The sequence below is a fragment of the Sphingopyxis sp. genome (assembly GCF_035565275.1).
Taxonomy (GTDB): Bacteria; Pseudomonadota; Alphaproteobacteria; order Sphingomonadales; family Sphingomonadaceae; genus Sphingopyxis.
On record NZ_DATMST010000274.1, the window covers coordinates 1 to 13457 of the forward strand.

18 protein-coding genes are annotated in these 13457 nt (G+C 64.6%); 15 read left to right on the forward strand and 3 right to left on the reverse strand.

Annotated elements, in window-relative coordinates:
- The 5 genes from VN047_RS18220 to VN047_RS18240 form a co-directional block, all read left to right on the forward strand.
- On the forward strand, positions 1–389 hold a 389-nt coding region (locus VN047_RS18220), incomplete at its 5' end, for a DUF6504 family protein (RefSeq protein WP_325545183.1).
- 94 nt (positions 390–483) lie between these two features.
- The gene (locus VN047_RS18225; RefSeq protein ID WP_137893787.1) at positions 484–3804 is read left to right on the forward strand and encodes an error-prone DNA polymerase; all 3321 of its coding nucleotides are present in this window, start codon (positions 484–486) and stop codon (positions 3802–3804) included.
- Between the two features lie 113 nt (positions 3805–3917).
- The gene (locus VN047_RS18230; protein ID WP_062183763.1) at positions 3918–4361 is read left to right on the forward strand and encodes a glycine zipper 2TM domain-containing protein; all 444 of its coding nucleotides are present in this window, start codon (positions 3918–3920) and stop codon (positions 4359–4361) included.
- A gap of 265 nt (positions 4362–4626) precedes the next feature.
- A complete protein-coding gene (locus VN047_RS18235) occupies positions 4627–5751 on the forward strand; it encodes a GGDEF domain-containing protein (protein ID WP_062179597.1) in 1125 nt (374 codons plus the stop codon).
- Between the two features lie 67 nt (positions 5752–5818).
- The gene (locus tag VN047_RS18240) at positions 5819–6310 is read left to right on the forward strand and encodes a hypothetical protein (protein ID WP_325545186.1); all 492 of its coding nucleotides are present in this window, start codon (positions 5819–5821) and stop codon (positions 6308–6310) included.
- 470 nt (positions 6311–6780) lie between these two features.
- On the opposite strand, the gene VN047_RS18245 is transcribed toward VN047_RS18240, so the two are convergent.
- Positions 6781–6951, reverse strand: a complete 171-nt coding sequence (locus VN047_RS18245; RefSeq protein WP_077029184.1) for a DUF1328 domain-containing protein — start codon at positions 6949–6951, stop codon at positions 6781–6783.
- Positions 6952–7323: 372 nt separating this feature from the next.
- Here VN047_RS18245 and VN047_RS18250 point away from each other — a divergent pair, with 372 nt between their 5' ends.
- The 9 genes from VN047_RS18250 (at position 7324) to VN047_RS18290 (ending at position 11479) form a co-directional block, all read left to right on the forward strand.
- Complete coding sequence (locus tag VN047_RS18250; protein WP_137893791.1) at positions 7324–7506, forward strand: DUF3606 domain-containing protein; 183 nt, start codon at positions 7324–7326, stop codon at positions 7504–7506.
- On the forward strand, positions 7503–7769 hold the full coding sequence (locus tag VN047_RS18255; RefSeq protein WP_137893792.1) for a hypothetical protein: 267 nt from the start codon (positions 7503–7505) through the stop codon (positions 7767–7769). Before VN047_RS18250 ends, VN047_RS18255 begins: the two co-directional genes overlap by 4 nt.
- A gap of 43 nt (positions 7770–7812) precedes the next feature.
- The gene (locus VN047_RS18260) at positions 7813–8433 is read left to right on the forward strand and encodes a retropepsin-like aspartic protease family protein (RefSeq protein ID WP_252170965.1); all 621 of its coding nucleotides are present in this window, start codon (positions 7813–7815) and stop codon (positions 8431–8433) included.
- 75 nt (positions 8434–8508) lie between these two features.
- Complete coding sequence (locus tag VN047_RS18265; protein WP_325545189.1) at positions 8509–8952, forward strand: hypothetical protein; 444 nt, start codon at positions 8509–8511, stop codon at positions 8950–8952.
- A 10-nt stretch (positions 8953–8962) separates the two neighbouring features.
- Positions 8963–9622, forward strand: coding sequence for an SOS response-associated peptidase family protein (locus VN047_RS18270; protein ID WP_325545190.1), 660 nt, complete (start codon positions 8963–8965; stop codon positions 9620–9622).
- A gap of 60 nt (positions 9623–9682) precedes the next feature.
- Complete coding sequence (locus VN047_RS18275; RefSeq protein ID WP_062179572.1) at positions 9683–10357, forward strand: SOS response-associated peptidase; 675 nt, start codon at positions 9683–9685, stop codon at positions 10355–10357.
- Positions 10357–10536, forward strand: a complete 180-nt coding sequence (locus VN047_RS18280) for a DUF6961 family protein (protein ID WP_062179569.1) — start codon at positions 10357–10359, stop codon at positions 10534–10536. The genes VN047_RS18275 and VN047_RS18280 overlap by 1 nt, the downstream gene beginning before the upstream one ends.
- Positions 10533–11123: an alpha-ketoglutarate-dependent dioxygenase AlkB gene (locus VN047_RS18285; protein WP_062179566.1), complete on the forward strand. Its 591-nt coding sequence runs from the start codon at positions 10533–10535 to the stop codon at positions 11121–11123. Before VN047_RS18280 ends, VN047_RS18285 begins: the two co-directional genes overlap by 4 nt.
- Positions 11124–11203: 80 nt before the next feature.
- The gene (locus tag VN047_RS18290) at positions 11204–11479 is read left to right on the forward strand and encodes an HU family DNA-binding protein (RefSeq protein ID WP_056350296.1); all 276 of its coding nucleotides are present in this window, start codon (positions 11204–11206) and stop codon (positions 11477–11479) included.
- A 9-nt stretch (positions 11480–11488) separates the two neighbouring features.
- Here VN047_RS18290 and VN047_RS18295 read toward each other — a convergent pair whose 3' ends face one another.
- Entirely contained in the window at positions 11489–11911 is a 423-nt protein-coding gene (locus VN047_RS18295; RefSeq protein ID WP_137893798.1) for a VOC family protein, read from the reverse strand.
- Between the two features lie 342 nt (positions 11912–12253).
- On the opposite strand from VN047_RS18295, the gene VN047_RS18300 reads away from it, so the two are divergent.
- Complete coding sequence (locus VN047_RS18300; RefSeq protein WP_062179560.1) at positions 12254–13168, forward strand: endonuclease; 915 nt, start codon at positions 12254–12256, stop codon at positions 13166–13168.
- On the opposite strand, the gene VN047_RS18305 is transcribed toward VN047_RS18300, so the two are convergent.
- The coding region (locus VN047_RS18305) for a hypothetical protein (protein ID WP_325545195.1) at positions 13135–13457 on the reverse strand (323 nt) is incomplete at its 5' end. The genes VN047_RS18300 and VN047_RS18305 overlap by 34 nt on opposite strands.

Sequence of the window (13457 nt, forward strand, 5' to 3'; positions counted from 1 at the left end):
GACCGAGCGCGATGCCCGAGCGCTCGGTTGCTGCCCTCCCCGCGCTCGCGCCCGAGACAGGCGAGAGCTGGAGCGACTGGCCGCGGCCGTCGCGCATGCTAGCGCGGCCCGAACCAGTCGATGTCGTCGCCTTGCTCCCCGACGATGCGCCGCGCCTCTTCATCTGGCGCCGTAAACGCTACCGGGTCACCCAAGGCGATGGACCCGAGCGGCTCCAAGGCGAATGGTGGCGCGAGGGCGGGATCGAAGGCGAAACCCACCTCACCGTCCGCGACTATTATCAGGTCGAGACCGAGACGGGCGGCCGTTACTGGCTCTTCCGCCTCGGCGACGGGGTCAATCCCGCAACCGGTTCGATGCGCTGGTTTATTCACGGAGCATTCGCTTGAGAATGCGACCGGTAGCGAACCGCATTCGCTTGAGACTGCCACCGGTGTTTAACTGCATTTGCGTGATGCGGCCATCAAGCAGCGTTGCTTTCGCATGACCGATGACGGGGCGGCCTATATCGAGCTGCAGGTCACGACGCATTTCAGCTTCCTGCGCGGGGCCTCGTCGCCCGAGGAGCTCTTCACCGCCGCTGCCATGCTCGGACTGCCCGCGCTCGGCGTCGCCGACCGGCACAGCGTCGCCGGGATCGTGCGCGCGTGGGACGCCGAGAAGGTTACCGGCGTTCGCGCGTTGACCGGCACGCGCCTCAATCTTGCCGATGGCACGGCACTTCTCGTCTATCCAACCGACAAGATGGCCTATGGGCGGATGTGCCGGCTGCTCAGCGTCGGAAAGACGCGCGCCGGCAAGGGCGCCTGCCATCTCGACTGGCCCGATCTCGAGGACTGGAACGAGGGTCTGCTTGCGATCCTGCTTCCCGACCGCGCCGATGGCGCAGCCGAGGCGGCGATCGCCCGCGCCAGTCGCATCTTCGGCGATCGCCTCTATCTCGCACTCACGATCCGGCGCCGCCCCGGCGACGCGATCAGGCTGCGCGATCTCGCAGCCTTGGCCGCCAAAGCGAAAGTGCCGACGCTCGCAACGGGCGACGTCCTCTATCACATGCCCGACCGGCGCCTGCTGCAGGATGTCGTCACCTGCATCCGGGAGAAATGCACGATCGACGAGCTTGGTGATCGCCGCGAGCGCTTCGCCGACCGCCACATCAAGACGGCGGCCGAGATGGAGCGCCTGTTCCGCCGCTACCTCAAGGACAGCTCGCCGGTCGCCCGCACGGTCGATTTCGCGGCGCGCTGCACCTTCAGTCTCGAAGAACTGCGTTACCAATATCCCGACGAGATCCAGGTTCCTGGACGCACCCCGCAGGAGGAGCTTGAGCGGCTGACATGGGAGAAGGCTCCCGTCCGCTACCCCGAAGGCGTCAGCACCGAGGTCCGCACTCAGCTCGAGCATGAGCTGCGATTGATCGGAGAACTCGATTACGCCCCCTATTTCCTGACGGTTCACTCGATCGTCGCCGAAGCCCGCCGCCGCGAGATTCTCTGCCAAGGCCGCGGCAGCGCGGCGAACAGCGCGGTCTGTTACGTCCTTGGTATCACTTCGATCGATCCGGTGCGGTCCGAACTCCTGTTCGAACGCTTCGTCAGCGCCGAGCGCCGGGAGCCGCCCGATATCGATGTCGACTTCGAGCATGAGCGGCGCGAGGAAATCATCCAGTGGATCTACGAGACCTATGGCCGGACCCGCAGCGCGCTGACCGCAGTCGTCACGCGTTATCGTTCGCGCGGCGCCGTCCGCGAAGTCGGCAAGGCGCTCGGGCTTAGCGAAGACATCACCGCGGGGCTCGCCGGCGCGGTCTGGGGTTACAGCCGCGAGGGCGTCGAGGAAAAGCATGCCGAAGCGCTGAACCTCGACCTCGGGGACAAGCGCCTCGCGCTGACGCTCGAGCTCGCGCGCACGCTCATCAACACGCCCCGCCACCTTTCGCAGCACCCCGGCGGCTTCGTGCTGACGCGCGACCGGCTAGACGAACTCGTGCCAATCGAGCCCGCCGCGATGGAAGACCGGCAGGTCATCGAATGGGACAAGGACGACATCGACGCCCTCGGTTTCATGAAGGTCGACATCCTTGCTTTGGGGATGCTGAGCTGCATGCGCCGTGCCTTCGAATTCCTGCACGATCACAAAGGACTGAAGCACGATCTTTCCACCATTCCCGCGGAAGATCCCGCGACCTATGCGATGATCCGCAAAGCCGACACGCTGGGCGTTTTCCAGATCGAGAGCCGCGCCCAGATGGCGTCGATCCCGCTCATGGCGCCGCGCACCTTCTACGATCTCGTCATTCAGGTCGCGATCGTCCGGCCGGGCCCGATCCAGGGCGACATGGTCCATCCCTATCGCCGCCGCCGAAACGGACAGGAGGAGGTGACTTACCCGACCCCCGAACTCAGGCGCGTGCTTGAGAAGACGCTGGGGGTCCCGCTCTTCCAGGAGCAGGCGATGCGCGTCGCGATCGAATGCGCCGGCTTCACCCCGAGCGAGGCCGATCTCCTCCGCCGCGCGATGGCGACCTTCAAACTCACCGGCGGGGTCAGCCATTTCCGCGACAAGCTGATCGATGGCATGGTCGGCCGCGGCTACGACCGCGAGTTTGCCGAAAAGACCTTCAAGCAGATCGAGGGTTTCGGCTCCTACGGCTTTCCCGAAAGCCACGCCGCGAGCTTCGCGCTCATCGCCTATGCCTCGTCGTGGATGAAATGCCATCATCCCGACGCATTCTGCGCCGCGCTGCTCAACGCCCAGCCGATGGGTTTTTACGCGCCCGCGCAGATCGTCCGCGATGCCCGCAATCATGGGGTCGAGATCAGGCCCATCGATGTCAATCACAGCCGCTGGGACTGCACACTCGAAGAAGCGGCCAACGGCAAATATCATGCGGTGCGCCTGGGTCTGCGCATGGTCCGCGGTCTCGCCAATGAGGATGGCGCCGCGGTCGCCACGGCCCGTGCCGGCGAGCCCTATAGCAGCGCCGAGGAAATCCAGCGCCGCGCCGGGGTCGGGCGCGGCGCGCTCGACCGGATCGGCGACGCGGACGGCTTCGCCTCGCTCGGAAGCTCGCGCCGGGAAGGGCTATGGGAAGTGAAGGGCCTCGGACCTGCCGCCCTTCCCCTCTTTCAGGCTGCCGACGAACGCGCCGGACGTCTCCAGCGCGAAGCGCTGGAACCCGAAACGCTGCTCGCGCCGATGGGCGAAGGCGCCGAGGTCGTCGAGGACTATAGAGCGTCCGGTCTGTCACTCAGGGCCCATCCCCTCGCCTTCCTGCGCGACGAGCTTCGCTCGCGAAAGATCATCACGTGCCGGGAGCTTCACGGCATCAAGGACGGCCGCTGGGTCAACCTCGCCGGGGTCGTTCTCGTCCGCCAGAAGCCGGGCTCGGCAAAGGGCGTCATGTTCATCACCCTCGAAGACGAGACCGAGGTCGCGAACCTCGTCGTGTGGACCAATGTCTTCGAGAAATATCGCCCCGTGGTCCTCGGCGCCGCGATGATGGGTGTGCGCGGTCAGGTTCAGCGCGAGGGCGAGGTCATCCATATCGTCGCGCAAAGGCTCGACGACCTCTCCCCGCTGCTCGCGAGCGTCGGGCAGCGCAAGGACATCGCCGATATCTACAAGGTAGGCCGCGCCGACGTCGTCAAGAGCCCCGTGGGTCCCGACCCGCGCGATCCGGAGACGAAGCCGCTCGGCCGCAATCCGCGCGACATCTATATTCCCGACCTCCGCCTCGGGTCCGGTATCATTCCCGGCCAACCCACCGAGGGCATCAAGATCAAGCCACGGGATTTCCGTTAGCTTTCAAATGGCAGGCGGCGGAACTCGACATGGTTTCAGGGGTCTAGATCATGAGGGGCCAGCGCATGCCCCGCCAAGGTCGGCCAGGCACGCAACCAAATGGAGTGATGCCGATGAACCGCCTGATGATCCTTCCCCTCGCAGCCGCAACCGCCATGGTAAGTGCCTGCGCCTCCACGGGCAGCAGCTACGCCTATGACGACGGCGGCTATGGCTATTATGATCGTGCCTATTACGACCAATATGGCCGCTACGACTATGACCGCCCCGATCCGCGCTACAGCGGCTATTATGCGGAGAATTACTATCGCAACGACCGACGCTATCGCGAACGCCGCCTCAACGACAACGACCGGATCTATCGCGGCCGCGACAATAAATATTACTGCCGCCGAAACGACGGGTCGACCGGACTGATCGTCGGCGGGATCGCCGGCGGCGTGCTCGGTAACGTCATCGCCGACGGCAGGTCGGAAACGCTGGGCACCGTGATCGGTGCCATCGGCGGCGCAGCCGTCGGGCGCGAAATCGATCGCAGCAATGTGCGCTGCCGATAGTCGCAAAATAATCGACGGCCGTTGGAACGATCTGGCGGTCAGCGCGTATCTACTTTGCAAGCTCGGGTCTCAGGACCCGACTTCAGGAAAGCCCCGCAGCCTTGTGCAGCGGGGCTTTACCTTTTTGGGCGTCGGATGCGCCCCACTTCCAACTTTGTTAACGCTCGGGGTCTAGGCTGAGCGTGCGGGATTTCAGGAGGTTCGGCCGTCCGCAGGTGGAACCGGTCCTCCCGGTGGGCGGTAATTCTCGGCAAGGAGCTGAGCGATGTCGACCCCGGTCAAATATTCACCCGATGCGATCGAGATCGAGCTGATCCGAAGTCTCTACGATGGCCTGCTGCCCTCGCTCGTGATGTCGCTCGGCTTTCTCATCTGCGGGGCGCTGATCATCGAACAATCGGGCGACATGCTGATCGCGGGACCCTATGCGATCGGCGTCCTCGCCTCGATCGCCCGGCTCCTCGTCGCCTCGTGCGACGCAGCTGCCGCGGATAATCCCGCGATCACACTCGGTGAGGCCCGCCGGCTCGAGCGCCGCTATGCGGCGAGCTATATCGTCTTTGCAGCCATGCTCGGCTTCTTCGCGGCGCGCGCGCTTGCCCTCCCCGATCCAGCCATCGACAAGCTCGCGATCTGTCTCGTCATCGGCTATGCGGCGGGCGTCGCGGCGGGGACGAGCCTTCGCCCGCGCATCGCCATCGCCGCGCTCCTTCTCGCCGTCATGCCGCCGGTCGTCACGATGCTCGTTGCCGGAAAGCCACTCCACATCGCGACCGCGCTGATGACCGCCGCTTTCCTAGCGGGCGGTATCTTCAGCTTGCGCAAACGACACGCCCGCGCCCTCGACGACATTGGCCGGCGGCTCACCTTCGCCTCGCTCGCGCGAAGCGACGGGCTCACGGACTTGCCCAACCGGCTGGCGCTGCGCGAATGGTTCGACCGCCATGTACGCGCCGCTAAGCTCCGCCCGATCGCACTACACTGCCTCGACCTCAACGGCTTCAAACCTGTGAACGACAGCTTCGGCCATCCCGTCGGCGACGCGTTGCTCACCGCGGTCGCGAGAAGAATTTCGGGAACCTTGCGCGAAGGCGACATTGCCGCGCGGCTGGGAGGCGACGAGTTCGTGATCATCCAGCTTCAGATCGGCAATCCTGACGAGGCCTATATGCTCGCGGAACGCGTCGCAGCCTCGATCGCGCGTCCCTTTGCCGTCGGAAGCCATGATATCCGCGTCTCGGCGTCGATCGGTTACATCGTCTGCGACGACCTGTCGCGCGACCTTGAACAACTGATCAGCCTCGCCGACGAGGCGCTCTACACCGCAAAGCGAAGCGGCCGCGGCATATGCCGATATCAGGACGCTGCCGAGGTACAGGCAGCGGCTTAAAAACGGCCAGGGAGCAGCAACATCCGTTCACGTCGCGCATTGGTGCTGCGAGGGGGATCGAGGATGAATGATGCCCCGTATTCTATTGCTCATGACGTCCGTCCTCGCAATCGGTGCCGCCACCCTTTCGCTCCAGTCCTGCGGCAGCGAACCGGTTGAGGCCGCACCGCCGGAAGCAGCGACGAGCGCGCTCGTCACGCTTCCCGATGGATCGACGATGGCGGCAGCATCCGGATCGCTCACGCGCGAGATGGCCGATTGGCTTGCATCGCGCGATGGCCAAAGCGAGACATTCACTTTTCATGGCTTCGACGAAGACAGGCCCAAATTGACGAGCATCGGTCTCGGCCGAGCCGCGGACCTCGCCACCGTCCTTCGCGCGGCCGCGACGATCGAAATCGCCGGCGACGAAGCCCAGATCAGCCTCCTCGCCCATTTGCTCGAGGATCGCGGCATCGCATCCGAACGGATGAAGATCGTCCCGGCGGCCGGGATCGGAACGGCGATGCTGACGCTCCATCGCGGCTCCATGTCTCCGCTGATGACGGCAAAGTCCTGAACCTCTATGAGGTGAATGAAGGCCAGCTTTAGCCTGCCAAGTCCTCGAACCACCGCGCGTAGGGCGTGTTGACTGCCATATGCCGGTTATAGTCCGGGGCTCCATCGTCCCACCACACCGGTCCGCGCTCGCCAAGCGCGCGTTTCGACCGATCGATCGCCGAGCGGGCCCGCCGAAGCGCGACGCCATCCCTTGCTGCGAGCGCCGTTCGCACGTTCCGCCGGGCAGTCATTAGTTCGGAAACAAGTCGCTCGCGCTGGCCAGGCTCAAGCGCCGGGTTCGACATACGCCAAAGGCGGCCGCGAATGACGAAATAGCGGCCGTCGGGGGTGACTTGGATTGTGTCGGGCCGCTGCTCAGACACGGCCGAAAAAGGAAGGCGATATAGTCGTGTGCCGGCGACCGAGGGGTTTGTGATCGCCGGCACCCGTGAGGATGGCAAAGTCGGAAACTTCGGCCATCCCGGAAACTCAGGGCAATGTGCGGCGTCCGCGCCCGAATACGAAGGCGACGATGAAGAGGACGACGCCGATCACGAGCAAGATCTTGGCGAAGTCGGCCGAAAGGCCGGCGATGCCGCCGAAGCCGAGAAGCGCCGCGACGAGCGCGACGACGGCAAAGATGATAGCCCATCTGAACATGATAAATCTCCCGTCTGGACGCAGTCCGCCAGTCGCCCGACCGCGTGAGCGGGGGACGGTGAAAGCTGCGCCGATTCATCCGTGGTGGATGTCCGGGGTAACGCTGGCTCGTTTAGAAAGTTCCGCGCCGAGCGCGCCTCCGCATCCCCGGAATAACCTGTGTTAATCCGAAAAATTTTCTCGGGAACGCTTGCCGTCGTCGGCGCGTCATTCGGGGTTGAGAGCGCCACTCCGCTCAACCGGCGAAAGAGGTATCGAAGGCAAGGTGCCGACAGAATCGCGGCACAGACAGGCGCAGATTGCTGCGCCTTCTGGGCCGGGCCGCAGCTCCCGCGCGGCCCGGCTTCGCGAGCGCAGACACAGGAGACCATCATGGCGGATGACAAGAGACTGACGGGCGCCTCCGATCGCGATCGGATCAGCCTTTCCGAAGATTATGAGATCCGCGATTGGACCGAGAGCCTCGGCGTGGGCGAAGAAGAACTTCGCGAGGCTGTCGATGCTGTCGGAAACAGCGCGGACGCGGTCCGCGCCTATCTGAACCACGGCCGATGACTCGGGACACTGCAGCAACGGCTCCGGTCGAGCGGATAGCCAGGGTCCTTGCCGGACATGAGCTCAGCCGGAACGGCGAAGGCGAACTGCGGTCGGCGGCCGATGCCGTCGACATGCTCTGGCCGGAGTATACCGCCGCGGCGCTCGCTATCCTCAAGACGATGCGGGAGCCGAGCGGGCGCATGCTGGCAGTCGGGGATGCCGGGGTGTGGGAAAGAATGATCACCGCGGCGATCGAGGACGAGACGATCTCCGAGAGCTGATCGTTCAGCCACGCGACACGAGGCCGGTGGTAAAGCCGCCGATATGCCTCTCACCACCGATCTCCCTTGGGAGCAACTCGCGATCTATGCGGCTGGCGCCGCGCTCGTCTTGATCCTGCTGTTCAAGATCCCCTATGTCGGCCGCGTGCTGCGCGGCCTCTTCTCCTTCGCGCTTCTCGCCTTCGCGATCTTCCTCATTCTTCAGCACGCCCCCTTCGATCCGAACCTCGGCCGCCTCACCGCGGCGATTGGTCTCGATCGACAGCAGGTCGTCGGCAGCGAGGTGCGCATTCCCATGGCGCGCGACGGACATTTCTGGGTCGATGCCGAAATCAATGGCGTTAAGCGAAGGATGCTCGTCGACAGCGGCGCCACCGTGACCGCGCTATCGCAGGAGACCGCCCGCGCAGCCGGGGTCGAGGCCGATGCAACGCTGCTGCCGCTCCTGATGCAGACCGCGAACGGGACGGTGCGGGCCGAGGCCGGAACGGTCGATGCGCTCGCGGTCGGCGCCATCGAGGTACAGCGGCTGAAGGTCGTGATCTCACCCGCGCTCGGCAATACGGATGTGCTCGGCATGAATTTCCTGTCGCAGCTCGCCGCTTGGCGCGTCGAGGGCCGCACGCTCTTCCTTGTTCCTCAACCCGCCGACGTCGACCCCTGATAGACACGGCACGGATTCGCCTTTGTTCCATTTTTGTTCTATGTTCCGTGACCGACTCGCAACGAAAGACCGGCCATGGGTGACGTAATCCCGTTCGACAGATCCGAAGGTGACGACCGCATCGGCGGCCATGCTGCCGCCAATGATTTTTTCGCACCCGGCGGTTTTCTCGCCGCGATCAATGCGGTCCATATCACCGGCGCGCATCTCGCGCGCGCGATCGAGACGATCCGGCATCTTGTGGTGAAGAGCCCGAGCGACATTGCGGAGCATGGCCGTCTGCTTGAGCGCTTCGCGCGCGAGCAGGGACTCGGTGATCACGGCGGCGCCGCGCTCCACGCGCGCGCAATCGCCCTCGATCGCTGGGCGCAGGAATTCGACCCGTTCGGCGAGAGCGACATCAGCGGCTTCTACGCCGCCGGCGGCAGCGCCCCGCTCGTCGAGACCGGGATCGGTCTCGGATTCGAGCCGGCGAGCTTTGCGGAACAAGTCCAAAAATGGACGAAGATTTTCGCCTGAAGCCCGAGAGATGAGCCGCCTCTACACCCTTGCCGCCACGGCTTCGGACGTCGCCGATCATTTCGGCGCCGGCGGCTTTACCGATATCGCCGTTCCCTCGGAGACGATCGAGGCCCTCCCCGGCCTCGTCGTCCACGAAACGAACGGCCGGCGGCACCTTCGCCAGATGCTCTGGGGCTTCCCGCGCCCCACCCGCGAGATGCGGCTGCGCGGCGATCCGCCGGGCCGCATCGGCCTCGTCGCCGATCTCACCAACCCGATGTGGGAAGGTCTCGTCGTCGAGCCCCGCTATCGCTGCCTCATTCCGCTGACGCACTTCGCGAACCCCAACGGCTCGCCGGGCGAGAAGACACGCAGTTGGTTCTCTGCCGAAGGCCAGCCGATCATGGCCTGGGCGGGCTTCGCCAAGAACACCCCCGAATTGGGTCCCGTTTACGCCGGCATGACGATGGACGCGAACGAGCTCGTGCATCCCACCAACGATCGCATGCCCGTCCTCCTCATGCCCCATGAATATGAACGCTGGCTCCACGGCTCGATCAAGGATGTCATCGGCTTCCAGTTTCGTCCGCCACGGCCCGCAGAAAATTTTGTCGCCGAGCATACCGACGATCTTTGGCGCAGCGGCAAATTGCCGCCGAGCGCGCGGCCCCAGCAAGCGCTGCTCTAGCAGAGCGCCGTTTCCCCCCATGCCCTTCCTTCCCGGCTCGATGCTGATAGACTGACGTCCATGTGCAATCTCTACACCGAGCGCAAAAGCGCGGCCGAGGTTGCGGCGCATTTCGGCGTCGACCTCCCCGTACCGGCGTTCAACAGCGCCGAGGATGTGTATCCCGGCTATTCGGGCATGGTCGTCCGCGAAGAGCAGGGAAAGCGCGTCCTGCGCTCGATGACCTGGGGTTTTCCGCGCCACTCCAAAAGCAAGAAGACGGGCCTGCCTAACAAGCCGAGCCCGACGAACAACGCACGCGACGATCAGCTCTTCAATCCTTATGGTATGTGGAGCCAATGGTTTGCCCAGCCGGCGCATCGCTGCCTGATCCCGTTCACCGCCTTTGCCGAAGCCGTCGGCGAAAAAGGCGCAATGACGAAGACCTGGGTCAGCGTCACCGATCAGCCGCTTGCGGCCTGGGCGGGACTATGGCGCCCCACCGACGAATGGGGCGACGCCTATACCGGCGTGATGGTGGACGCGACCGAGGAACTGCTCGATATCCACGACCGCATGCCGGTGATCCTCCGTCCCGAAGATCATGAGACTTGGCTGCACGCGCCCGCCGACGAAGCATTCGGGCTCGTGCGCAAATATCCGGGCGACCGCCTCGTTGCCGAGCATAGCAACGACCCCTGGAGCAACCGCGGCAGGACGTCGCCCCCGCTCCCCGATATGCCGACCCTGCTCTGATGCTCACCGAAGACCGCCATCTCTGGGCCTGCGCCCTCGCCGTCGAAAAGCAGCATGGAGCGGGCGCACCGCGCTTCGTCGCAGCGCGCATCGGTGCGCTCGCGCTCGCGGGGGATAATGCGGGCGTCGAGCGCTGGAAAGCGATCGCGGCGAAGCTGAACGCACTCGCAAGGACATGAAACACAACCCTGTCAGCAAAAGTGCCGCGGCGCAGGCCGATCTGTTTGGCCGTGCACTGCTTCCCGGTCTCGAAGCGGCCGAAGCCTTCGTCACGGAAGCCGAGGAAGCGGCGCTCATAGCCCATATCGAACATGCTGGGCTCGAGGCCTTCAAATTCCAGCAATGGGAGGGCAAACGCCTCACCCGCTCATTCGGATGGAGCTATGATTTCCAGACGGGGGTTTTCGCACGCGCCGCGCCGATCCCCGACTGGCTCGCGCCGATCGCCGCTCGCGCCGAGCGTTTTTCAGAACTTCCGCCGGGCGCCCTCGCGCAGGCGCTGCTGATTTCATACGGCCCCGGGGCCGGCATCGGCTGGCATAAAGACCGGCCCGTCTTCGAGCATGTCGTCGGCATTTCGCTGGGAGCAGAGGCGGCGATGCGCTTCCGGCGCCGCCGAGGAGACAAGTTCGACCGCTTTGCACTGCCGCTCGCGCCCCGCTCGATCTATCGTTTCACCGGCGAAGCGCGGCACGCGTGGGAACATAGCATCGCGCCGATCGAGACGGCGCGCTGGTCGATCACCTTCCGCAGCCTCGCGAGTTGATCGCGATAGCGAAGGCAAATATTCGCTCCTATAGAGACCGCCCGGTCGGCGAGGGGCCGACCGCATAAGGGAGATATTGAATGAACCATGCCGACCTTTCGGACGCAGTTGCTAGCGCGCTCGGAACCAGCAAGGCCGACGGCAAGAAGGCTGTCGACGCCGTGTTCGCCGCGATCGCCGACGCCGCCGCCAAGGGCGAGGAAGTATCGGTAAACGGCTTCGGCAAGTTCAAGGTCAAGGAAAGCGCAGCCCGCGAGGGCCGCAACCCTTCGACCGGTGAGACCATCCAGATCGCGGCCTCGAAAAAGCTCGGCTTCGGCGCGGCGAAGGCGGTCAAGGATCGCCTCAACGGCTAAGACCCGACGTCAGGCGCCGAAGGTCACATGGCCTTCGGCGTCGATCGGCCAAGCCGGATTCCAAGCGATTTCCCAGGCGTGATCGTCGGGATCGGCGACATAGCCCCGATAGCCGCCATGCGGCGGTGCATCGCCTGGCCGGAGCACCCGCCCGCCTGCAGCCTCCAGTGCCGCGATCACTGCATCGACCTCTTCCGCCGACCCGACATTATGGGCGAGCGCGAAGGCCCCCGGGCCTCCGAACGAGGTCCGCGTCATGTCCTCGGCGAGCTTTGCCTCAAGCCATGTGCCGAGGATCAGACCGTTCATCTGATAGAAGGCGATTTCCTCGTTCGCGAACACCGGCGTCCAGCCGAAGCCTTCGCTATAGAAGCGGCGGGACCGGACGAGATCCGCGATCCCGAGCGTCACGACTGCAATCTGCTGCTGCATGCATCGGTCTCCGATATAGGCTCTTTAACAACGGCAAGGGAGCCAGCCTTGTTCCCGCGATCACAAAGTCCCTATGAATCGCCGAAGCCAGACATCAGCTCGCGCCGAACAATGGATCACGAACCTCCTTGTTGGAAAGTCGAGTACCGCACGGAAATTCGGGTAAACTTGATCGAAATCAATATCATATTACACGTCATTCGGAACAGTTCCTCGTAGGTGCGCATTCTTGTAGTGCCTCGTCTCTCCCCCTGGTTCCCGGGAGACGAGGTTCTCTCCCCAGATAATATTGCTGCCAACGAAGAGGTTGAAAGCGCCCCGCGTCGCGGCCAGAAGCGCCCGATGAACCAGCGCCTCCTCTTTATAGCTGCTACTCTCCTTTCGCTCAGCGCTTGCGCGGGCGCCGAGCAAGCTTCGCAGCCCTTTTCGCCCTCTGTCCTGCAAGACCGGCCGCTCACCCTGGCGAGCTGGAACCTCGAATTCCTTGCCGAGCATAACGGCGACGGATGTCAGCCGCGAACCGACGCCGACTATGCCGCCATGCGGCAGATAGCCGATGGGCTCGACGCCGACCTGATCGCGTTTCAGGAAGCGGAGAGTGTCGCGGCGGCAGAGCGCGTGTTCGACCCCGCCCGCTATACCGTCGTCATGGAAGAGCGCGCCGGTAGGCCCAGCGGGACCTGCGGCGGCGAGCACAAGTCGCAGCGCGTGATCCGCCAGGCTGTCGGATTCGCGATCCGCAAGACCATTGCGTTCGACCGCCACCCCGATGTGACCAGCCTCATGCTCGGCAATCCTCAACTGCGCTCGGGCGTCGACATCACGCTCCGACCTGAGCGCGCGAGGCCGCTCCGTCTGCTTTCGATCCACTTGAAGTCGGGCTGCTTTGCCGGAGATACCGCCAAGGCGTGCCCGATCCTGTCCGAGCAGATCCCCGCGCTAGAGGCGTGGGTCGATGCGGCTGCCGAGGCGCCTGTGCGCTTCGCCCTGCTCGGCGACTGGAACCGCAGGCTCGGCCTTGCAGCCGACCGCGTCTGGTCCGAGCTCGATGATGGCACGCCCTCGAACGCCGATCTCCGTCTCGCAGATGCCGGGACGGGACCGAAATGCGATCCGCGCTACGACAGTTTCATCGATCATATCGTCCTTGACCGGCGCGCCGGCGCGGACATGCTGAGCTTTGCCGAGACGCTCTACGGGTCGGGCACCAAGCATTACTCCGATCATTGTCCCATATCGGTGACGCTGGCGCGGTGACGGGAAGAACAACCATGGATCAGGACCTTGTCGAAGCGCTTGAATTCTTGCTTGGCCGGGATGACGACGGCGCCCTGTTCGATCGCGAAACGCCGGAAGGCGGATATCGCTCGCAAGGTCTCGAGAATGCGCTGAGAACGATCCGCCGCAACCTTCGCGCAAAGCCGGATTGACCTTGGCAGCGAGAACGCTGGCCCGAAGGGCCGAAAGCCGCACTCTTGCCGGAGCCGCAGCCGGGGCGGCGTGCGGGCGGGAGCGGCGGGTCGGACGCGGCGGAGCCGTGGCCGGA